This is a genomic window from Halosolutus sp. YCN4 (assembly GCF_059736495.1).
The window spans coordinates 371,738-391,650 of record NZ_JCASSM010000004.1 but is presented as its reverse complement, the minus strand read 5'-3'; the positions used below and the strand labels follow the sequence as shown (position 1 = coordinate 391,650).

General features: G+C 60.8%; 21 protein-coding genes. 11 read left to right on the top strand and 10 right to left on the bottom strand.

The window, feature by feature from the left end; genetic code table 11:
- Window positions 1–2: 2 nt before the first annotated feature.
- Window positions 3–1,181 carry an NAD(P)/FAD-dependent oxidoreductase gene (locus AC6I6X_RS16620; protein WP_497931644.1) on the bottom strand — a complete coding sequence of 393 codons (1,179 nt, stop codon included), beginning with the start codon at window positions 1,179–1,181 and terminating at the stop codon, window positions 3–5.
- Window positions 1,182–1,490: 309 nt separating this feature from the next.
- Window positions 1,491–2,579 (bottom strand): rhodanese-like domain-containing protein, encoded by a 1,089-nt coding sequence (locus AC6I6X_RS16615; protein WP_497931643.1) that lies wholly within the window; start codon window positions 2,577–2,579, stop codon window positions 1,491–1,493.
- A gap of 224 nt (window positions 2,580–2,803) precedes the next feature.
- Between AC6I6X_RS16615 and AC6I6X_RS16610 the strand changes: the two genes are divergently transcribed.
- From AC6I6X_RS16610 to AC6I6X_RS16600, 3 genes are read left to right on the top strand one after another with little or no spacing between them, the layout of a single operon-like run.
- Entirely contained in the window at window positions 2,804–3,979 is a 1,176-nt protein-coding gene (locus AC6I6X_RS16610; protein WP_497931642.1) for an MBL fold metallo-hydrolase, read from the top strand.
- Window positions 3,980–4,001: 22 nt separating this feature from the next.
- Window positions 4,002–4,151 carry a DUF7512 family protein gene (locus AC6I6X_RS16605; RefSeq protein WP_497931641.1) on the top strand — a complete coding sequence of 50 codons (150 nt, stop codon included), beginning with the start codon at window positions 4,002–4,004 and terminating at the stop codon, window positions 4,149–4,151.
- A gap of 2 nt (window positions 4,152–4,153) precedes the next feature.
- Window positions 4,154–5,185, top strand: a complete 1,032-nt coding sequence (locus AC6I6X_RS16600; protein ID WP_497931640.1) for a sulfite exporter TauE/SafE family protein — start codon at window positions 4,154–4,156, stop codon at window positions 5,183–5,185.
- A gap of 109 nt (window positions 5,186–5,294) precedes the next feature.
- On the opposite strand, the gene AC6I6X_RS16595 is transcribed toward AC6I6X_RS16600, so the two are convergent.
- The gene (locus AC6I6X_RS16595) at window positions 5,295–5,765 is read right to left on the bottom strand and encodes a carboxymuconolactone decarboxylase family protein (protein WP_497931639.1); all 471 of its coding nucleotides are present in this window, start codon (window positions 5,763–5,765) and stop codon (window positions 5,295–5,297) included.
- 254 nt (window positions 5,766–6,019) lie between these two features.
- The gene (locus AC6I6X_RS16590; protein WP_497931872.1) at window positions 6,020–6,568 is read right to left on the bottom strand and encodes a GNAT family N-acetyltransferase; all 549 of its coding nucleotides are present in this window, start codon (window positions 6,566–6,568) and stop codon (window positions 6,020–6,022) included.
- A 204-nt stretch (window positions 6,569–6,772) separates the two neighbouring features.
- Here AC6I6X_RS16590 and AC6I6X_RS16585 point away from each other — a divergent pair, with 204 nt between their 5' ends.
- Both AC6I6X_RS16585 and AC6I6X_RS16580 read left to right on the top strand, forming a co-directional pair.
- Window positions 6,773–7,138 (top strand): DUF7344 domain-containing protein, encoded by a 366-nt coding sequence (locus AC6I6X_RS16585; protein WP_497931638.1) that lies wholly within the window; start codon window positions 6,773–6,775, stop codon window positions 7,136–7,138.
- Window positions 7,139–7,154: 16 nt separating this feature from the next.
- On the top strand, window positions 7,155–7,868 hold the full coding sequence (locus AC6I6X_RS16580; protein WP_497931637.1) for a DICT sensory domain-containing protein: 714 nt from the start codon (window positions 7,155–7,157) through the stop codon (window positions 7,866–7,868).
- A gap of 800 nt (window positions 7,869–8,668) precedes the next feature.
- Here AC6I6X_RS16580 and AC6I6X_RS16575 read toward each other — a convergent pair.
- Window positions 8,669–9,061, bottom strand: coding sequence for an ArsR/SmtB family transcription factor (locus tag AC6I6X_RS16575; protein WP_497931636.1), 393 nt, complete (start codon window positions 9,059–9,061; stop codon window positions 8,669–8,671).
- A gap of 563 nt (window positions 9,062–9,624) precedes the next feature.
- On the opposite strand from AC6I6X_RS16575, the gene arsD reads away from it, so the two are divergent.
- The 6 genes from arsD (at window position 9,625) to AC6I6X_RS16545 (ending at window position 13,578) form a co-directional block, all read left to right on the top strand.
- The gene (gene arsD, locus AC6I6X_RS16570; protein WP_497931635.1) at window positions 9,625–9,960 is read left to right on the top strand and encodes an arsenite efflux transporter metallochaperone ArsD; all 336 of its coding nucleotides are present in this window, start codon (window positions 9,625–9,627) and stop codon (window positions 9,958–9,960) included.
- The gene (gene arsA / locus AC6I6X_RS16565; RefSeq protein ID WP_497931634.1) at window positions 9,957–11,900 is read left to right on the top strand and encodes an arsenical pump-driving ATPase; all 1,944 of its coding nucleotides are present in this window, start codon (window positions 9,957–9,959) and stop codon (window positions 11,898–11,900) included. The genes arsD and arsA overlap by 4 nt, the downstream gene beginning before the upstream one ends.
- Window positions 11,897–12,265 carry a halo-CC-star protein HcsL gene (hcsL, locus tag AC6I6X_RS16560; protein ID WP_497931633.1) on the top strand — a complete coding sequence of 123 codons (369 nt, stop codon included), beginning with the start codon at window positions 11,897–11,899 and terminating at the stop codon, window positions 12,263–12,265. The genes arsA and hcsL overlap by 4 nt, the downstream gene beginning before the upstream one ends.
- Window positions 12,256–12,444 carry a halo-CC-star protein HcsS gene (gene hcsS, locus AC6I6X_RS16555; protein ID WP_497931632.1) on the top strand — a complete coding sequence of 63 codons (189 nt, stop codon included), beginning with the start codon at window positions 12,256–12,258 and terminating at the stop codon, window positions 12,442–12,444. The genes hcsL and hcsS overlap by 10 nt, the downstream gene beginning before the upstream one ends.
- 244 nt (window positions 12,445–12,688) lie before the next feature.
- Window positions 12,689–13,135 (top strand): arsenate-mycothiol transferase ArsC, encoded by a 447-nt coding sequence (locus tag AC6I6X_RS16550; protein WP_497931631.1) that lies wholly within the window; start codon window positions 12,689–12,691, stop codon window positions 13,133–13,135.
- Window positions 13,132–13,578 (top strand): arsenate-mycothiol transferase ArsC, encoded by a 447-nt coding sequence (locus AC6I6X_RS16545; protein WP_497931630.1) that lies wholly within the window; start codon window positions 13,132–13,134, stop codon window positions 13,576–13,578. Before AC6I6X_RS16550 ends, AC6I6X_RS16545 begins: the two co-directional genes overlap by 4 nt.
- A gap of 76 nt (window positions 13,579–13,654) precedes the next feature.
- Here AC6I6X_RS16545 and AC6I6X_RS16540 read toward each other — a convergent pair whose 3' ends face one another.
- The 5 genes from AC6I6X_RS16540 to AC6I6X_RS16520 form a co-directional block, all read right to left on the bottom strand.
- A complete protein-coding gene (locus AC6I6X_RS16540; RefSeq protein ID WP_497931629.1) occupies window positions 13,655–14,335 on the bottom strand; it encodes an FKBP-type peptidyl-prolyl cis-trans isomerase in 681 nt (226 codons plus the stop codon).
- A complete protein-coding gene (locus AC6I6X_RS16535; RefSeq protein ID WP_497931628.1) occupies window positions 14,335–16,917 on the bottom strand; it encodes an arsenate reductase (azurin) large subunit in 2,583 nt (860 codons plus the stop codon). Before AC6I6X_RS16535 ends, AC6I6X_RS16540 begins: the two co-directional genes overlap by 1 nt.
- On the bottom strand, window positions 16,917–17,486 hold the full coding sequence (locus AC6I6X_RS16530) for an arsenate reductase (azurin) small subunit (RefSeq protein ID WP_497931627.1): 570 nt from the start codon (window positions 17,484–17,486) through the stop codon (window positions 16,917–16,919). Before AC6I6X_RS16530 ends, AC6I6X_RS16535 begins: the two co-directional genes overlap by 1 nt.
- Window positions 17,487–17,972: 486 nt before the next feature.
- A complete protein-coding gene (locus AC6I6X_RS16525; protein WP_497931626.1) occupies window positions 17,973–18,347 on the bottom strand; it encodes an ArsR/SmtB family transcription factor in 375 nt (124 codons plus the stop codon).
- 137 nt (window positions 18,348–18,484) lie between these two features.
- Window positions 18,485–19,327 carry a tyrosine-type recombinase/integrase gene (locus AC6I6X_RS16520; protein WP_497931871.1) on the bottom strand — a complete coding sequence of 281 codons (843 nt, stop codon included), beginning with the start codon at window positions 19,325–19,327 and terminating at the stop codon, window positions 18,485–18,487.
- Window positions 19,328–19,913 lie beyond the last annotated feature (586 nt).

Below are 19,913 nucleotides of genomic sequence, written 5' to 3'. Positions count from 1 at the left end.
CGTTACGGGAGTGGGTCGTAGCCGCGCAGCCAGGAGTCCCAGTAGAAACTGGGCAAGACGTTGATGTCCATGATCCAGTTCAGTCGGCTCTCGACGGGCGCGGAGATGCTCTCCTCGTAGTCGAACTCGGCGATCATCGCCTTGCCCTTCTTCGTCAATAGCGGACAGGCGGCGTACCCCTCGTACGCCGCGGTCTGTCGTCGCCCCTCCACGTGGGCAGTGAGATTCTCGAGGACGACGTGGGACTGCTTGCGCGCCGCGGCGGCCGTCTTGGCGTTCGGCGTGTTACAGCCGTCGCCCAGCGCGAAGACGTCCTCGTACTCGGTGTGCTGGAGGGTGTGCTCGTCGACGGTGACGTACTCCCCGCCGTGTTCCTCGTCGCCCGCCGTCAGTGGCGAGTTATCGGTCAGCGCTTCCTGCCCGCACTGCGGGGTGACCGGCGCGTACAGATCGTACTCCTGGCTCTCTCCCTCCCCGGAGCGGATGACCTGCTGTTCGTAGTCGATTTCCGAGACGGTGAAGTTCAGCCTGGAGTCGATGTCGCGATCGGTCCAGATCTCCTCGAGTTTCTCCCGATAGGGGGAAACCCCGAAGATGGCGTCGCTCGGCTTGGTCATGACCACCTCGACGTCGTCGCGGATCCCCCGTCGTCGGAAGTAGTCCTCGGCGAGCATAGTCATCTTCAGCGGCGCACCGCCGCACTTGATCGACGTGTCGGGAACGGAGACGACGAACGTCCCGCCGTCGAAGTCTTCGAGCGCGTCCCGCAGACTCATCGCCCCCTCGAAGTGATAGAAGGGATGGACTGCGTCGGTTTCCTTCCAGCCTTCGAGCATGCCCGGCGTCTGCTCGGGTGCGAGTCGGTGGCCCAGCGAGACGACGAGGTAGTCGTACGACAGTTCGTCATCCCCGAGTGCGACGGTCTTCGCGTCTGGGTCGACACCCGTCACCTCGGCCTGCACGAAGTCCACGCCGTCCCGGACGAGTTCGCGGACGTCGCGGAACTGATCGTCCGGTTCCATGTATCCGAACGGTAGCAGGTAGAACGAGGGTTGATACGCGTGGTCTGTACTCTTGTCTACGATGCTGATCTCCGCGTCGGATCGGTCCAGTCGACGGCGGAGCATGTTGGCGGTCATCGTGCCGCCGACGCCAGCACCGAGCACGACTATGTGGTCCATAGACAGTCGACATTGGCCGGTCTCCTACCTGAGCGCTGAGGTAGCCGAGACATTGTGGGCGAGTATCGCGACCTGGCGACCTTCCCCAAAAAATTTCTGCTACTGCCCGACGACCCGTCCGCTGCCGGCCGATCGATGCCCGACTGCCGGATCGCGACCGCCGTACGGTCGACGTCGACTCGAACGACTAGTCGCGAAGAACGCGCCGGTCGTACGGATCGCTCGACCTCGTCGTCACGCGACGAAGCGTCGGAAAACGAACCGGTCTACTGCGGCGAACGACGTCTCCAATCGATCGCTGTCCGTGGCTTATGGGTCGCTCGACTCACACGTCTCGATGGGAACGTCGACGAGGTTTCCCCATTCGGTCCAGGAGCCATCGTAGTTCGCGACGTCCGGATACCCGAGCAGTTCCGAGAGGGCAAACCAGACCAGTGCCGAGCGTTCGCCGACGTTACAGTAGACGAGAATCTCGTCTTCCTCGTCGATGTCGGCTTCGGCGAACGGGCGCTCGAGCGCCCGACGATGCTCGAATCGCCCACACTCCCGAACGACGCTCTCCCACTCGATGTTTACCGTCCGGGGAATGTGGCCGTTCGCGCGTGCCGGCCCGTCCACGTTGCCACAGTACTCCTCGGGCGATCGGACGTCGATGATGGCGACGTCCTCCGAGAGCGCGTTCTGGACGTCCTGACGGTACGCACGGATGTGATCGTTCGGGGGCTGGATCTCGTACTCGACGGGCGTGACGTCCGGGGCCGTCTCCGTCAGCGGAAAGCCGTTCTCGGTCCAGTAGTGTTTCCCGCCGTTGAGCAGTCGCACGTCCCGGTGACGGTAGTACTTGAGCGTCCAGTAGACGAACGCTGCGAACTCGTTGAACCCGTCGCTGTAGAGGACGACCGTGCTGTCCGGGCCGATACCACGCTCGCCCAGGATCGCCTCGAGTCGGTCGGGGCCCGGAATCGTCCGCGTCCCCGCATCGAAGAAGTCCGCTCGCGGGTCCAGTTCGACGGCCCCGGGGACGTGTCCGTCGTCGTACCCGGTCGAGATTTCGACGAGTCGGAGGTCCGGATCGTCCGTTTTGAACGCGGCCAGCTGTTTGTAGGCGCTGTCCGGCTTGACGAGTACCTGTTTCGGATAGCCGGTCCGGTCGGCTCCGATCGATCGGGTACTGATACTGTAACAGGTCTGGCGTCCATCGTGAAGCGCGGGTGCGGTCTCGATCAGGTGTTCCTCCTCTAGCTGGGTGAGGCCGTACCGTGCCGTCCGCGAACAGAGAAGTGTCTCTTCTGTGATTTGCTTCAGCGTCATCGACCCCTCCCGAGACAGCGTCTTGTAGATGAACTTCGAACTCGGCGGGAGATCCATCAGGGCCTCCTCTACGTCGGGATTGTGCATATTTTGGGCAATACTAACTAGTGGTTTGCGTATGAAATTGCTATTGGTACAATCGTCTGAATCAATGTTGGTGAAAAAGTAACTCAACTTCCCGGAACCCGAATGCCGAGTAGCAGAAATAATTTCGGCTACCTCCACAGTTCACGCTCTCGGCCGAGATTTGAAGGAAATTATTCTCCCCGCTCGAGACGTTTTACGTGGCCTCTCGGTACGATACGGTGACGATGGTCGAGACAATCACGGCCGAAACGTTGCGAGAGATGATCGACGCCGACGAGCAGTTCGTTCTCTTCGATACCAGATCGCCGGACAGTTTCGAGGACTGGCACATCGCCGGCGCAGAAAACGTCGAGTACTCCGGCGACGACGACGAACTGGTCGGCGAGTTCGACGCGGACGACCTCGAGGCGGACGATACCGTCGTTACGATCTGTGCAACGGGCAACTCCGCGAGCAGTTTCGCGGCGTACCTCGAGAGCGAGGGAATCGTCGACGAGGTCGAGACGGTCGAAGGCGGCATGGAGGCCTGGAGTATGGTCTACGACGTCGTGCCGGTCGCCACGCAAAACGAGGACCTCGTCGTGTTGCAGCTTCAACGCCGATCGAAGGGCTGTCTGGGGTACGTCGTCGGCTCGAAACGGGCCGGCGAGGCGGCGCTCGTAGACGTCACCCGCGCCACCGACGTGTTCCTCGACGTCGCACGCGAGCGCGGATTGAAAGTGACGCACGTGCTGGATACGCACATCCACGCGGATCACATCTCGCGAGGCCGAAGGCTCGCCAACAGGCTCGGCGTCCCCTACCACCTCGGCGCGCCTGCCGAGACGCGGGACCCGCAGTTCGAGTTCGATCCCATCGAGCCGAACGACGTCATCGAACTCGGCGACGTGGAGATCAAAGCCGTCCACACGCCGGGCCACACCACGGGGATGACGTCCTACCTGGTCGACGACGAAGCGCTGCTCACCGGCGACACGCTGTTCGTCGAGTCCATCGGCCGAACCGAACTCCAGTTTGCGGACAAGGACGCCCGCGACGGGGCACGCGTCCAGTACGAGACGCTCCACAGGGTCATCATGACCGAGTCGAACGACGTGAAGATCCTGCCGGGACACTTCTCGGTCACCGACGACGGCGAGTACATCGACGTGACGCCCGGCCAGCCGATGTTCTCGACCGTCGGCTACCTCTGGGAGAACAACGAAATCCTCCGGCTGGACGAAGACGACTTCGTCGAGCACATGTTCGAGAACCTGCCGTCGAAGCCGCCGAACTACGAGCAGGTCATCGCGACCAACGCCGGCGAGTACGAACCGGCGGACGAGGACGAAGAGACCGAACTCGAACTCGGGCCGAACCGTTGTGCCGCCACGTCGGATAGCGCCGTCGCCGACGACTGATCGAGTGTCGTTTCACTCCATCATGTTCGGACTCGACTCCCTCTCCGGAAACGCGCACGCCGTCGTCCTCGTCGGCATCGTGCTGCTCGAGGCGATCCTCCTCTACGTCGGGTACGGCGTCCTCGAGCGAGCCCTCGGTGATTACGCCGTGGGTCTGTTACGGGGTGAGTAGCGATGGAACCGTTCGGTATGAGCGTCCTTCTCGTCGGGATGTTCGCCGGGTTCGGCCTGCTCATCGGGATCCTGTTCGGATTCTTCGGGATGGGCGGATCGTTCCTGGTGACGCCAGCCCTGCTGGTGATGGGCTACGACGCCAACGTCGCAGTTGGGTCCGGACTCGCGTTCGTCTTCGGGACCTCCGTCATCGCGACACTCAAACACCGCGACCTCGGGCAGGTCGACTACAAACTCGGCGTGTTGATGATCGCCGGCACCACTGCCGGCATCGAGGTCGGCAAGATCGGCCTCGAGCACCTCCAGGAGCTCGGACTGGCTGGATCGGTGGTCAGCGTCGCGTACGTCCTCCTGCTGGGCGGGATCGGTGTCTTCGTCACCTACGAAGCGCTGAACGGTGGCGGTGGCGGCCTCGAGCACGACGTCGACGAGGACGCCGACGTCGACGACACGGAGATCCCCGAGATCGCACAGACGATCCAGTCCTACCGGATCCCGCCGATGATCTCGATCCGCGGCGGCTTCACCGTCTCGCTGTGGATGGTACTACTGGTGGCGTTCGCGACGGGGCTGCTGTCGGGCTTTCTTGGCGTCGGCGGCGGCTTCATCCGCATGCCGGCGCTGTTCTACCTGATCGGCGTCCCCGTCCCGGTCGCGGTCGGCACCGACCTGTTCGAGATCGTCTTCTCGGGCGGGATCGGGAGCTTCCTCTACGCCCAGTCGGGCGCCGTCGACCTGCACATCGTCGTGCCGCTGCTGGCCGGGAGCGCACTCGGTGCGCGGGTCGGCGCGGCCGCAACCAATCTGGTGAACGAAAACGACATCAAGGTCTACTTCGGCGTCATGCTGTTGCTCGGCGCGATCGCCGTCGCCGTCCGGGAAGTCGGTGGCGTCCTCGAAATGCCGGTGCTCGACGTCGTGAGCCTGGCGATCATCCTCGGGGCGGCGCTGCTCGTCAGCGGAGCCGTCGTCTACAGCGGCGTCACCGTGCTTCGCGAGGGAGCGGACGCGCCGCAATCGGCCGCTGACTGACTCCCGGTCGCGATCGGAGGCTGAATCGCCTCGTCGTGCTACGCCGGGACCGAGAGAAGAGACGACGGACGCAACCGACCTCGGGTCGCCAGGTCCGGTCGACGAGACGTCAGACCGGACACCGCTCGCGGAGTCGTTCGGCGGCACGGCCGATACGCGACGACGCGTCCCGCAGTCCCCGTCGTCCCGCTTGCGCGCGCCGGGCAAGCGCGAAACGGACTCCGTCGTACGTGTTGCCCAGCAAGTTCCCGAAGTAGATCGCACGGACGAACGCGAGGACGTCGGCCGCCGTCTCGCGGCCGTAGGCGTCTCGCAACGCCATCACTGCCTCCCGACCCGGCTCTTCGTCCGTCTCCGCGTACTGCTGGGCGAACAGGAGCGCGGGCAGTTCGGTGTCGTCGACGGCCGCGTCGACGTCGTTCTCGAGGATCCGAGCGATCGTCTTCCGGTCCACGCCGGTCTCCCGTGCGAGATCGGTGTGATACCGGGTACAGTACTGGCAGTCGTTGACCGCCGTGACCGCGAGCATGATCTTCTCGGCGAACTGATCGCTGACTCTGTCGGCACGCTTTGCCCGCACGAGTCGCGGGATGTTATGTGCGAACCGGACAACACCGGTAGCCAAGGAACGGATCGTGAAGGTTTTCTTCTGGAAGCCACCCGGGGATTCTCCTGTAGTATCCATACAGATAACGGCTTTTCGAGGCACTCCGTAAGTCGATTTCGATCGTCCGGTATGGCTGACCACGTTCCCCACCGGACGCCAGTCGACTCGTTTCCGGCGTTCGATCTTGTTCTTCTTGGGCAATTATGGTCGGTGAGTCAGCGCCCGAGTCATCCGTCGTGTGACTCGATCGCCGGTGGCTCACTGTTACGCCGCGAGTCGAGAAACGCCTCCTCCTCTGCGGAGAGGCCGCGCTCGCGGAACTCGTCGAGGCCTGCCTGGTAGCGCTCGCGGCTCGGCGGTCCCTGGTCCGGTTCGTACTCGAGAAGCAGTTCGGCGATCCCCGTCTGCTCCCCGGTGTACTCGAATCCTGTTCGATACAGGGCCTCGTAGGCGAACGGGTTGTTGACGGCGATTCGGAGCCGATCGTAGCCCCGCTCGATGGCCCGATCGCGAACCCTGCCGAGTAGCTGTGGCCCGATTCCCTCGCCTCGGCGATCGTGCGCGACCGTGACGTACCGAAGCCACAGGGTGTCGGGGTCGGTGCGATCCTCGTTGAACGCGACGGCGGCGACGATCGGCTCGTCGGCCTGGTCGTCGTCCCGCGCGACGGCCTTCCCCGTGTTCGTCATCACGAACTTGCCGGCGTAGCTGAACCGCTCGTGATCGAGACGTAATTGGGGCCCGTCCGGCGGCCACCCCAGTAGGTCGTACTCCACGGTCAGCGTTCGAGATCCAGCCACTACAATTCTCCTACTGTGGGTCTCGCATCGGGTTCCGGAACTGCCGCCACGCTCCGATCCGCGTTCGACGGACCCTCGCAGTCCCGACTCCCCGACAGAGCACTCGAGGGGGTCGTACTCCCAATCCTGTGGCGCATGCAAGGACAGTAGTGATCCATCCCAGTCGCATAGATCGTGCTAATGAGTGACAAAGAGGGGTCCGGAGAGGCGGACCCGGACCGGGCGACCATCGACCACGGGTTCGTCGCCCTCCGGAACCAGGAGCGGCGGTACGCGCTCTACTTCCTCCTGGAACAGGAGACGGCCTCGGTCACGGAACTCGCCGACGTCGTCGTCGGCTGGATGGGGGCGTCGACCAACGGCATGGCGACGCGCCGGGAGCGCGATCGGGCGTACCAGACGCTGGTCCACCAGCACGTGCCAGTCCTGGTCGAGTTCGGCGTCGTCGACTACGACGACGCGTCGAAGACGGTCTCGCTGACCCCCTGCCCGGACGCGGTCCGCGAGTTCGTCCACCTGGCCTGTCTCGCCGAAACCGGATCGTAATCGACACGCGTCCACGATGACCCTCACCGACGTCTTCGATCGGCTGGAGTATCCCCGCCGGACGATCACCGTGTATGCGAGCACGCCGCACCCCGACGTCGCGGCCCAGTTCGAATCGAGAGGGGTCACGGTCACTCACTGCTCGCTCCCCGACGTGACGAGCCAGGGTTTTCTCGTCCTCAGGGACGCGGACGGGTTCGCCGGTGCGATCGGCCTCGAAGAAGCCCGCGACTTCCTCGAACCCCCCATCTACCGGCCCTGGGACGAGGCGTTCGTCGACGCTCCCTACCGGACGCTACTGGACGTCCTCGACGGGGCGGTGTGGCAGTCGCTCGATCGCCGACAGCTGCTGGCGACGACCCGGGAAATCGAGGACCGGGCGTGGCGAGTCGGCTCGGGGACCTTGCGGGTCGGGTTCCAGCGCCTCTCCGCGATGCGGGCACAGCTTCCGGTGTACGCACGGATGGCCGACGACACGGCGCTCGAGATCCACGTCTACGGCAGCGACGACTGGAACCCGCCGACGCTGCCCGGCGTGACGATCCACACCGACCCCGGCGACGAACTCGCCCAGTTCTGGTTCCTCGCGTTCGACGGCGGCCCGGACGATCGGCAGGCCTGCGGGCTGCTCGCCGAGGAGCGCGATTCCGGTTCGTTCGCCGGGTTCTGGACCTACGACGCCGATCTCGTCGACGAGATCGCGACCCAGGCTCGCGAGACCGACGACTGACGTCCGCCGGTTCGAACGGTGACGACCTCGATGGAACCGGCGACCTGACCGTCGCGGGCGACGACGGCTCGGCCACGATCGAACGGCCCGACGAGACCCTCGAGTTCGAACTCGAGGTCGAACGCGAAACGGGCGAGGACGCCGACGAGATCGAACCCGAGTGGGAGGTGCCGCCAGCGGAGCCGGACGCCGAATCAGCGGGTGACGAGTCGGCGGAATCGGAAGCCGAATCCGAAGAAGTGGAGGCAGAGGAGTCCGAGACCGACGAATCGGACGAGTAACGGACAGATCATAGACCTCAGGAACGGCTCCGTCAGCGGTCCGTTCGCCCCACTTCGCCTCTCACCGCCAACCAGTCGAAAAGTGCGCGGACCGGGATTTGAACCCGGGCCATGAGCTTGGAAGGGTTCTATCACAATCCGTGTGATTTCACCCATCAAACAGAGTTCAATTCGACGTAGAACAACACAGACTCAACACCGACTTCGACAGTTACCCCGTCTCCGTCTGGTATTTTCCCTCGTCAGCGTTCTAGGTTTCCTTGGCTCGTAATACTATCTAGGATATTATAAAGGCCCGTGTCGTGAGCTTAGGGGCTTATTCGGGTAAGCCGTTTTCACATTCGCGCTGTAGAAGAACCGATGGCGTTCGAATCGATACATTCTCCATCACTCCGACGAGAGTCCGTTCAGATCTCGCGTAGCGGTACGATTGAGACCGTATTTCCCCACGTTCTCTACTTCATCCAGTGAGAACTGACCGTCACTCAGCCCACCTCCAGGTAAACGCGGAACTGTAACTCACAAGTTTCGGGACCCGTCGAGGGCGATGAGAATAGCGTTGGTTTGTGCTGTCGCCCGGTATTTGCGCCACTTCCCATCCTTTCGTCGTGCGACGAGTCCAGCATCGGTGAGTTGGGAAAGTGCGTGACTGATTGCACTATCGCTGACGTCAAGCAGCGGTGCGATCTCGCAGACACAGAGTTCGTCGTCGGCGAGGTGGAGAATGCGAACGATCTTGTAGCGAGTCTCGTTCGCCAGTGCCGAGAGGAGCGTCACGTCCGACTCGAGGTCCGGACCTCCTGCGGCTGCGTCTAGTTCCTCGAGTTCTTCTAACCGTTGGGCTACCTCGTCGTCGCCACACACGCCTCGTTCGTCGGAGAGATAGCGCTGTAATCGCTCAGTCGATGACATGGGCAATAATTGAACTGATAGTGAATTAAGCGTTTTGGAGTCTGGCCCACACTTTGACGAAGATGTGTCGCAAAACAATTTAATAATATTCAAATCGACTAGCCACAAGGAACAGGCAAGTCCGAACCAGTATTACAGCGCACTTTCAAGCCCGTGAAGAGATCTACATTCTTCTCGACGGATGTTCGACGGCGAGTCAGTCGAGATGGAAAGCGACGACGCGATCTGGATTCTCCCGGATCGACGCGTCAGCTCCGAAATAGCGACATCGAAAGTGCGTTCGTACTCGTGAGCGCGCCGGCTTCGTGCTGTGTGACGGCTAACTGTGGGAACGACGATGATCCGTGGTCGACTAACGGATTTATCGACTAATCGCCCGCCACTGTGGTACTGGCAGCGTTTTCGTGATGGAGCGCCGACTCCCGACCGATCGAAGGATTTATTGATACGGTTGAGCGATCCCTTAATCGAGTACGACACGATACGCTTGGTTGAGACTCAAGCGGTCTCGACATATAGCAGAAACGATTGAACGATCAGATCACTACATCCGTTCCAACTCAATGACCGAACTCACGCTGTACGAAGAAGCGATGTGCTGTTCCACGGGCGTCTGCGGGCCGGACCCTGACGACGAACTCGTCGAGGTCAGCGCCGCGCTCGACCAACTTGAGGCGGCGTTCGACGACCTCGATATCACGCGGGCGAACATGCAACACGACATTGACCGGTTCCTCGAGACGCAGCGAATTTACGACCTGGTCCAGGAACACGGCCCGTCGATTCTCCCGATCACGGTCGTCGACGACGAGATCGTCGCCAAGGAATCGTACCTCTCGTACGACGAACTCGAAGCGGCCCTGGAAAACTATACCCAGCCACAGGAGGCCGCGGAATGACAGACGCACCAACTGGTGCCCGAGAAATCGTCGAACCGAGCGGAGAAGAGACCGAATTCGTCTTTTTCAGCGGCAAAGGCGGCGTCGGCAAGAGTACCGTCAGCTGCGCCACTGCAACCTGGCTGGCCGACAACGGCTACGAGACGCTGTTGGTAACGACCGACCCCGCGCCGAATCTCTCCGATATCTTTAACCAGGTGATCGGCCACGAGGTCACCGCGATCGACGACATCGACAATCTCTCAGCGATCGAGATCGATCCAGACGTCGCAGCCGAAGAGTACCGTCAGGAGACGATCGAACCGATGCGGGAACTCTTGGGCGAGGAACAACTCAAAACCGTCGAGGAGCAACTCAACAGTCCGTGTGTCGAAGAGATCGCGGCCTTCGACAACTTCGTCGACTTCATGGACAGCCCCGAGTACGACGTCGTCGTCTTCGACACCGCGCCGACCGGCCACACGATCCGGCTAATGGAACTTCCTTCCGATTGGAACGCCGAACTCGAGAAGGGAGGATCGACCTGTATCGGTCCCGCCGCGTCCATGGAGGACAAGAAGGCAGCGTACGAGCGGGCGATCGACACCCTACAGGACAACGATCGAACGTCGTTCGCCTTCGTCGGTAAGCCGGAAGCGTCGTCGATCGACGAGATCGAACGGAGCGCCGCCGACCTCAGCGAACTCGGTATCGAGTCGCAGCTGGTCGTCGTCAACGGCTATCTCCCGGAATCGGTCTGCGAAGACCCCTTCTTCACCGGAAAACGGGAAGACGAACAGGATGTTATCGATCGCGTAGAGACGAGGTTCGACGAGCAGGCGATCGCGACCTATCCGCTTCAGCCCGGTGAGATCGCCGGTCTCGACCTGCTGGCAGACGTCGGCGGCGTCATCTACGATGGGAACGAGGCAACCGTCGACGTGGGTACCATCGACGGTGCGGACGCGAGCGAACAGAATTCCGTCGAAGTCGACTCGTTGACCGATCCGGAGGCCGTCGCGGCGGAGTTGCGGCCGGTTGACGGAACCCGGTACCTCTTTTTCACCGGGAAAGGCGGCGTCGGCAAGAGCACGATCGCCTCGACGACGGCGACTGCACTCGCTGAAACGGGGTACGAGACGCTCGTCGTGACGACCGATCCGGCGGCCCACCTGGAGGACATCTTCGGGGAGCCGGTCGGCCACGAACCGACGTCTGTCGGCCAGGAAAACCTCGATGCAGCACGGATCGACCAGGAGAAGGCCCTCGAAGAGTACCGCGCGCAGGTCCTCGATCACGTCACCGAGATGTACGAGGAGAAAGACGACACGGCGATCGACGTCGAGGCGGCGATCGCGAACGTCGAGGAGGAACTGGAGTCGCCGTGCGCCGAGGAGATGGCGGCGCTCGAGAAGTTCGTCAGCTACTTCGAAAAGGACGGGTACGACGTCGTCATCTTCGATACCGCCCCGACCGGCCACACGCTCCGACTCCTCGAACTGCCCTCCGACTGGAAGGGATTCATGGACCTCGGATCGCTGACGAAGGGAGCAGCCCCCGAAAAGGAGGGCAAATACGACACCGTCATCGAAACGATGCAGGATCCCGACAAGAGTTCGTTCGCGTTCGTCATGTATCCCGAGTTTACGCCGATGATGGAGGCCTACCGGGCCGCCGAGGACCTCCACGAGCAGGTCGGTATCGAAACCTCGCTGGTGGTGGCGAACTACCTGCTGCCGGAGGAGTACGGCGACAACTCGTTCTTCGAGAACCGCCGCGACCAACAGCAGGAGTACCTCGGGGAGATCAGCGATCGCTTCGACGTTCCGATGATGCTCGCGCCGCTTCGACAGGACGAGCCGATCGGACTGGATGAACTGCGCGCGTTCGGTGAGGAAATCAGCGGCCTGGCCGGTCTCGCAGAGGAAACCCAGGAGAAAGAGGAGGTGACTGCGCCATGAGCGAGTCCAAAGCGAACGAGGCAGCCGTCGAAGAGACGCTTCGGACGTTCATCGACGCCGTACAGGACTCCGAGACCTACCGGGAGTTCGTGGCGGCCAGCGAGCGACTCGAGGAGGATTCGGAAGCGATGGCGCTGCTCGACGAGTACCAGCAGAAACAGCGGCGGATGCAACGAGGCGGCTTCGACCAGTCGATCCTGAGCGAACTCCGAGAACTCCAGACGGAACTCTCGGAAAACGAAACCATCCAACGGCACCGGCAAGCCCAGGAGGATCTCGTCGACCTCCTCCAGCAGACGAACGACGTGATCAGCGACTCGATCGGCCGGGAGTTCGCCCAGTCGACGGGAGGTGGATGCTGTTGAGTACCACCGACGAGAAGGTCCTGGCTGCCGCCGAAGACCTCGGCGAGGAACTTGCAGTAGCGCAGTCCGAGTCGACGTCATTCCAGTTCGAGTCGATCCTGAAACAGTGTAACGAGGCGATCAGCGAGGAAACCGGTATCGAGTACGGCGACGCTTGCGGAGCCGGCGACTGCTGTTAGTGCCGTTTCTCTGATAGCGGTCTCGGGTTGTGAGAGTCTCTGTGGCCCAAATCTGTTCTCGGGTCGATTTGCGATAATCGACTATCCGATGCTGTTAGAATCGTCGACAACAGATACATCATTCTGGCTATACTGAATACAATGCGCGTGTCTGTCAAGTTCGTTCTATCGTTGACCACGGCCTATAGATCACTAAATAGAGCACTTAGCAAGTTCTATTCATCCGTAAAATTACCACCTCCGTATGGCCGACCGTGTGAAACTCGGGTTCGTCTGCGTAGAGAATGCCGGTCGGAGTCAGATAGCCGAAGCGGTGGCCGAAACACAACTTCAGATTCGAGAGCGTGACGACGTAGAGATTCACAGCGGAGGGACTGACCCCGCCGACAAACTCCACCCGGTCGTCGTGGACGTAATGGCTGAAAAAGGATACGACCTCTCGAACCAGTCGCCGCGAAAAATTACGCGGGACGAGCTGGCAACGTTCGACATTGTTGCCCTTATGGGATGTTCGCTCTCTGCGGAGGATTTACCTACGGGGGTCGTCGTCAGAGACTGGGGATTCATCGACCCTGCCCTAGGAAGTTACGATGAAGTGGGAGCGATTAGTACGGAAATTGAACAACAAGTCATCGAACTACTCAATGATCTACCGACAACAGAAGAACGACAGGCGATCCAGAACCGATGACGAATACTGCTGACAGCGACGACCCCGTCCGGGTGGCTTTCGTATGTGTCCAAAATGCAGGTCGCTCTCAGATGGCCTACGCCTTCGCTCAGCAAGAACTGGAAAAGCGTGGGCTCGAGACCGAGTTCGAACTCATCACTGGAGGGACTCAACCAGCCGATCATGTTCACGAGGTGGTCGTCAAGACGATGGCAGAGACCGGAATCGATATCGGCGATCGAACACCCCGTGAAGTAACGTTCGAGGAGATTCAAGGAAGTGACTACGTGATTACGATGGGCTGTTCCGCAGAAAACGTGTGTCCTGCGGGATGGGCCGGCGAGAACCGCGACTGGGACTTGCCCGATCCGGATGGCGAGCCAGCAGACACGGTCGCAGAGATCCGCGACGAGATCGAACGACGCGTAGAGGACCTGTTCGAAGAACTCCAGTCCGACAAATAACGCCTCTGCTGAATATACCCGCTGGGCCTCGTTTAGCCGGACGAGTCACGAGACGTATGAAAGGCCGATGGGAACCTCAGTTGTCTTCACCTCCATACTCTTCTATCACCGTCACAGACGCGATTTCGAGGAGTCGATGCACGTCGTTGACGTACGCTCGCTTGCGAGCATCGTGGTCGCTCGTCGGTTCCGAGTCTGAGTGGTGCAGCGTCAGCGTCTCCGATCCGGGGTCGTGTTCGACGGACGCGTCACGGAGTCCGTGAATCGTCGCCAGACCGGCGGCGCGTTTCTCGGTCCCCTCGAGGCGTTCGAGTATCTGGATCTCGTAATCGAGAATAACGCCCGCGAGCGGATGGTTGAAATCGACGGTCACCGATCCGTCCGAGACGTCCTCGATCACTCCTTGCTGCCCTCCGAGTCGGATCGTCCGCCCGATTTCGCGCTGTTCCGGAGCGACGGCTTCCTCGCTGAGCGTGACCGTCTTCCCGGGATCGACGGTTCCGAACGCGTCTTCGGGGTCGACAGTCACCCGAATCGTCGTGCCCGGTTCGGCATCGACGATCGCCCGCTCGACAGGTTCGAACAGATGTCCTTCGCCGGGGACCACGACGACGGGGCCGGATGCCTCGAGATCGGCAAGGTCGCTGTCAGCGGCCGTTTCCGGATCGGTCGTGTCGATGATTCGTCCGTTTCCGGTCCGTGCGACGTAGTCAATTCGGAGGTACGACCGTTCCGCCGTGGAAGTTGGTGCGTCCATCATTCGGGAGCTATATTCATCGGTTTGAAGCTCATCTCGCCTTTGACGTCGCTCTCACCCAGCCGTCTGAGGCGTCCCTTCCCGTACTTGTATCCCGGGTTGGGGTTTGCGGGGTCGAGATACGCCGGATTGACGTCGTTGTTGACCTGGTTCGGGTACAGCCAGTAGGTGTAGGCTAACCCCTCCGAGACGGGCTGTCCCTGAGCTGCGTCGTTCTCGTCGACGACGTAGGCGACCGCGGTGAAGCTGCCTTCGGTGTTCTCCCCGTTGATATTGAAGACGTCGTCGTTGGTCACCTCGACGAGATCGCCGGCTTCGATGCCGTGCGCTTCGGCATCGGTGGGGTGGAGCTGGAGGATGTTCTGGGGGAAGCGTTTCTGGATGTACTCCAGCCGCTGGTGGGTGTACATGTTCTGCCAGAGATGCTGGAGTCGACCGTTCGTCACCCAGATCTCGTCCTCGCCGGGACTGAGTTGCTCGTAGACGTCGCCGATTGTGAGTCCCTCGTCTGGATCGACGACCCGATCCCAGTCGACGCGCTGGAATATCGCTTCGCCCGTGCTGGTGTGGAAGCGACTTTCCATAACTTCTCGCTGCTCATCGGGGGCGTGCGAGCGGGGCGTCCCCTGGAGTTCGCCGTTCTCCTCGTAGGTGGGTAGCTGGACGCCGTCGTCGACCTCTGCCATGAGTTCGGCGGGGGTCGATCCCTGGGCCTCCGCGGCGTCTGCGATCCCCTGTAGCGAGTGTTCACCACCGTCGTGTGAGTGCTCCTCGCAGATCCTGTTAAATATCTCCCTGGGACCGTCCCAGTCCATGTCGTCGGCGCCGAGACGCTGCCCCATCATAGAGAAGATTTCCCAGTCTTCTTTCGCCCCAGGGGGACCCTCCATGAATCCCTGATACTGTCGGAATCGGCGTTCACCGTTCCAGCGGTGGTAGTCACCGCCCTCACCGGCTTCGACCGCTCGCGCCGGCAGGACGATATCGGCGAACTGTGTCGTCGTGTTGGAATACAGTTCCTGGTGGGTGAGAACCAGCCCGCCCTGCTCGATCCGTTCGCGGAACGCTCGTTCGATCTCGTCGATGTCGACGGACTGAGGTTGTGGGCCGCTAGTGCGTTCGCGAAGGGCGTTGCGAAGGTCCTGTGTCGCGTACGATTGGCGGCCCGGATCGTTACCGATGACGTGCCAGTGGCTGATCTCTCCGTTCCTGACGCGCTCGACCGTGTTCGGTGCGATCGTTACGTCCTCGACGTTCTCACCGTCGAAGGTCTGTGTCGATCGTTCGGCGATGACGTCGCCCTCGACGCCGGGCGTCCAGAATCCCTCTTGGTGCCCGCCGGCGCGAGTGATTCCAGTCCCCGGCCGACCGACGCTGCCGGTCAGCAACGCCAAATTCGCCAGCCCACCGGTGTTCTCGTGGGACCAACCCCAGATGAGTCCCTTCTCCAGCATGAACAGCGTGTTCGTCTCGTCGGTATCCGGTTGGGCAATGAGTTCCGCCGCCGTGCGAATGTCCTCGGCGGGAACACCGGTCGTTTCGGCGGCGTTGTCCGGATCGTATCGTGAGTCGTCCAGGAGGTCGAAGTATTCCTCGGGCGTCATCCCGAACTCCTCTTGATACCAACCCTCCTCGTCGATGGTTTCGCGGTCGTCCATCACCCACTCGTCGACGAAGTCCTCATCGTGCCAGTCCTGATCGACGATGTGACGGGCGATGGCGTTGAGCAGGATCGGGTCCGTCGCCTCGTTGACCTGCAGGTGTATCCCGCCGTTGTTTTCGGCGTAGTTCGCCGTGAACTTCCGACGTGGATCGATGAACACGATGTCCGGGTTGCCCTGTTCGTTGATCCACTTGCTGAAGATGACGTCCTGGTTCTCCTTGGGGTCCGCACCCGCGATGACCAGCGTATCCGCCTCCGCAGCATCCTCGTAGGAGTACGACCACTCCGAGAGGCCGGCGTTGACCATCCCCGGACACTCTGGTGTGAGCGCCGGCCGATTGTGCCCGCCCCAGTTCGGGGACCCGACGACGTCGAAACAGAGCTTTGTTCCAGCGTACGTGTTTTCGATGAACTGGTAAAAGTACAGCTTCTGGCCGTACCCGTTCGGGTTCTCCCCGTCGTCGGTCGCTATTTCGGTCGCACGGGCCCACGCCTCGATGGCGGTGTCCCAGTCGACGGGGACGAGGTCGCCGCCGATTCGAATCTGGGGGTGCTTGAGCCGGTCGTCGTAATCCTCGTTGTTGGGGGTATAAAGCGACTGTGCCTGCGTTCCGCCCCGAATGGAGTGGGAACCGCCCTCGTTGACTGGATACTCGGTGTCCGGTTTGAAGAGGACGTGATACTCCTGGCCGTTCTCCTTGATGATCTCGTGCATGTTCGGCGAGGGCCACTCGCCATAGTCGGCCGGGTAATCGATACCCAACGCGTTCTCGTCGGCCGTGGGACCGCCTTCCTCCCCGACCGGCCACTTGTAAACCTCGTAGCCACAGCCGACGATACAGTATCGACACGATCGTGTGCTACGCTCCGTGTCCGTGGGAGGAACCGGAACCTCACTGACGTTAGGATTGTCTGCCATTATTGCTCCTCCGTTTCAGTTTCGACCCGTTCGCCATCCCGCAGGTTGTGTCGTTGCCCGTAGACGAGCCCGTCGACGCCTGCAGCGAAGATCTCACCATCTTCGATCTCCAGACGAATTTGCGGGAGATCCGTTGTTGCCGGGCCGGAGACGACGAGTCCGCCCTTCGAAAGGTCGAACGTCGTGTAGTGACACGGACACGGGCCAGCCATTTCCTGCTCGGGTTTCACCTGGTCGCCGACGCTACAGCCCATGTGCGTACAGACGTTGCTGTACGCTACGATGCCGCCGTCCGGGCCGACGCCACCCCACGCCTCTCCGTCGACACGAGTGAGGAAGTTCTTCGTTCCGTCGAGCGGATACGTGAACGTATCCACGTCCCCCTCCGACAACTCGTCGACGCTCCCCACACGAATTCGGGGATACTTGTCCAGCCGATCGATCCGCTCGCTCGGCGCATCTTCCGGCTCATCACCTGCGAACGGTGTGCTACAGCCGGCTAATGCGCTTCCTGCCGCCGCTCCTGCGGAGGCGAGGAACAGTCGCCGGCGCATTTCTGAGTTCGTCATGAGTTGTCCGTAGTAACGACGGTGAGTGGTGCTTCGGTCGATTCTCGAAGCGGACTTCTTCGACGATTTGCGTGCGTCGTGCCCCTGTTTACTGTCGGTTCTGGAATTTCCCGCGGAAGGGAATCCGCCCGCCCATGTTCGATGCTGTCGCAGACCATATAGTGCTATATTGTAATATGGTAATATTAATAATTATCCCTTATTTAGGGGGCACGACAGGTAGGGAAGAACAAAAATATGCCTTTAGCGTCTGACAAAGTCGCAGGATAGTCTATATATCTGTACTGTGTTATCCGTAGCGTCTACGTCTCATACGTTCCAAAATCGGCGTTTTCACAGTTTTTTCAGTCGGTACGATCGCGCTGCCGATCGAGATTGACGATTCGGACCGGATACGGTGCCTTCAGAACACCTCCGTCTCGGTCGTCTCGCTGGAATTTACGACTACCAAACAGAGTGGATCGACAGCAACCGACCGATAGACCTTTAATCGGCGGTCAACGGCTCGTCGGTCAGTTCAGTCTCGACTTGTTCGACGAGTCGCTCGGCTAACGGTGTCGGTTCATAGTATCTCCATCGTCCTTCCTTCGTCCGTGTAACTAACCCTGCCTTGCGAAGCCGGTTCAACGACTGACTCACAGTACTCTGCCCGACGTCGAGATGTGGCTCGAGTTCACAACCGCAGACGGGTTCCTTCGCCTCGGCGACGAACAACAGAATCCGATACCGCGTTTCGTTACTCAGTGCGGAAAAGAGGGTAACCTGGGCGTCGAGCGAACGGTTCGACAACTGCTCGAGTTCACCTTCTCGGAGAGCGAAATCACACCCGTCTAACGTCTCCGCTTGGTCGTCCTGCTCCATCAGTATCGACTATTCATGCTATACGAATATAAAACTGGTATCCGCGTAGCAACGCGCAAAACGACTAATCAAACGATGGGACTCCGGTGGACCAGTCGTGTTAGGAGTAGAAACTAATCGACCGCCACCGTTACAACTTAGCCCATCTGTTCGAGTGCCGCTTTTCGTTCCTCGATCGGCGCTCGATCGTACCGCACCGTAGATTTGATCGATCGATGGCGCAACTGGGCTGCGGCCGCCTTCACCGTCAATTCGTTCGCCATGTACGTCCCGACGCTGTGACGCATCGAGTACCACGTCAGATCCCGATCCTCTACTGCGATTCCGGCCTCCGAGCAGACCTCTCGAAATATTCGGTTCAGTGATCCAGTCGAGTACGGGTTTTCGAACCGGGTGAGCCAGAGCTGCTCCGTATTCTCGTATTTCTCCCGACAGCTCCGCTCTTCGAGCCACCGTTCGACTGCTATCACCGTTCGATCCGACAAGCTACACCGCCAGTGGTCCGTGTTCTTCGCCGAGTCTTCCTTCGGAATCCGTAGTACGCTGTTCGACGTGTCTATCCACGATGTCGGCGCTCGCCGCACTTCGATCGGTCGTAATCCGACGTCCAGCGTCGTCCACAGTAGCGACGGGATCTTCCAGCTGTTCGCGGCTTTCCAGTCGTCTACCGTCACGTTTTCTTTCGTCTTTCCCAATCGTTGCGCGAGGTACCGAGACCAGCGTTCGTGTTCGTCCGGTGGGACCGCGTCGTAGTCGGGAATCCCTCTGTATTCGAGCGCAGCCTCTCGAACTCGCTCTCGTTCGTCACGCGTGAGGAAATCGCGCGGACTGTGGAGCGATCGCGATGCAAACGATAGTTTCGGCTCCCATTCGACTGAGCTGCCGAGCTCGTGTCGTTTCCACTTGAACAACGTCTGCACTGCTTTCTGACAGCAGTGTTTGTAGCTTTGAGAGTAGTCCGTCTCCGCTAGTTCCTGCATCCAGGCATCCGCGTGCGTGGGGGTGATATTCTCCGTATATCGGTTCTCTGCTTTCCACGTTTTTCGGTAGAGCGTGTCGAGGCGGTACGCTCGTTGACGAGTCGTCGAATGGGCGTAGCCGATCGATCGCTTCGGATCTTTTCCCTCGGAGCGCATCCAGTCGACGAGCTTGCTCCGGTGGTCTCGGTAGGAGACGCGCTGTCGAGGGTTGAGGTGGTTCGCTGACGGTTCGGGTACGAGGACGATGTTCTCGGTTTCTTCACTCATAGGTCGACTGACCGTATGTAGGTCTATGTGAGGAACCTCGGAAGCCACGAGCTACGTCTCGTCCAGTTTCGCGTGGCCCCTGTTTGTGGGTCGCTAGCTTACTGCACTGAGATGCTCTTCGATCGAATCGGCGTTACCGACGCGGAGAACGGTGATGCGCGGACCGGGATTTGAACCCGGGCCATGAGCTTGGAAGGCTTCTATCACAATCCGTGTGATTTCACCCATCAAACAGGGTTCAATTCGACGCAGAACAACACAGATTCAACACCGGCTTCGACAGTTACCCCGTCTCTGTCTTGCATTTTCCCTCGTTAGC

Excerpts from the sequence above, each read along its gene's own strand:
- AC6I6X_RS16620 (WP_497931644.1), bottom strand. The coding sequence starts at position 1,181 with ATGGACCACATAGTCGTGCTCGGTGCTGGCGTCGGCGGCACGATGACC.
- AC6I6X_RS16615 (WP_497931643.1), bottom strand. The coding sequence starts at position 2,579 with ATGCACAATCCCGACGTAGAGGAGGCCCTGATGGATCTCCCGCCGAGT.
- AC6I6X_RS16610 (WP_497931642.1), top strand. The coding sequence starts at position 2,804 with ATGGTCGAGACAATCACGGCCGAAACGTTGCGAGAGATGATCGACGCC.
- AC6I6X_RS16605 (WP_497931641.1), top strand. The coding sequence starts at position 4,002 with ATGTTCGGACTCGACTCCCTCTCCGGAAACGCGCACGCCGTCGTCCTC.
- AC6I6X_RS16600 (WP_497931640.1), top strand. The coding sequence starts at position 4,154 with ATGGAACCGTTCGGTATGAGCGTCCTTCTCGTCGGGATGTTCGCCGGG.
- AC6I6X_RS16585 (WP_497931638.1), top strand. The coding sequence starts at position 6,773 with ATGAGTGACAAAGAGGGGTCCGGAGAGGCGGACCCGGACCGGGCGACC.
- AC6I6X_RS16580 (WP_497931637.1), top strand. The coding sequence starts at position 7,155 with ATGACCCTCACCGACGTCTTCGATCGGCTGGAGTATCCCCGCCGGACG.
- AC6I6X_RS16575 (WP_497931636.1), bottom strand. The coding sequence starts at position 9,061 with ATGTCATCGACTGAGCGATTACAGCGCTATCTCTCCGACGAACGAGGC.
- arsD (WP_497931635.1), top strand. The coding sequence starts at position 9,625 with ATGACCGAACTCACGCTGTACGAAGAAGCGATGTGCTGTTCCACGGGC.
- arsA (WP_497931634.1), top strand. The coding sequence starts at position 9,957 with ATGACAGACGCACCAACTGGTGCCCGAGAAATCGTCGAACCGAGCGGA.
- hcsL (WP_497931633.1), top strand. The coding sequence starts at position 11,897 with ATGAGCGAGTCCAAAGCGAACGAGGCAGCCGTCGAAGAGACGCTTCGG.
- hcsS (WP_497931632.1), top strand. The coding sequence starts at position 12,256 with ATGCTGTTGAGTACCACCGACGAGAAGGTCCTGGCTGCCGCCGAAGAC.
- AC6I6X_RS16550 (WP_497931631.1), top strand. The coding sequence starts at position 12,689 with ATGGCCGACCGTGTGAAACTCGGGTTCGTCTGCGTAGAGAATGCCGGT.
- AC6I6X_RS16545 (WP_497931630.1), top strand. The coding sequence starts at position 13,132 with ATGACGAATACTGCTGACAGCGACGACCCCGTCCGGGTGGCTTTCGTA.
- AC6I6X_RS16540 (WP_497931629.1), bottom strand. The coding sequence starts at position 14,335 with ATGGACGCACCAACTTCCACGGCGGAACGGTCGTACCTCCGAATTGAC.
- AC6I6X_RS16535 (WP_497931628.1), bottom strand. The coding sequence starts at position 16,917 with ATGGCAGACAATCCTAACGTCAGTGAGGTTCCGGTTCCTCCCACGGAC.
- AC6I6X_RS16530 (WP_497931627.1), bottom strand. The coding sequence starts at position 17,486 with ATGACGAACTCAGAAATGCGCCGGCGACTGTTCCTCGCCTCCGCAGGA.
- AC6I6X_RS16525 (WP_497931626.1), bottom strand. The coding sequence starts at position 18,347 with ATGGAGCAGGACGACCAAGCGGAGACGTTAGACGGGTGTGATTTCGCT.
- AC6I6X_RS16520 (WP_497931871.1), bottom strand. The coding sequence starts at position 19,327 with ATGCAGGAACTAGCGGAGACGGACTACTCTCAAAGCTACAAACACTGC.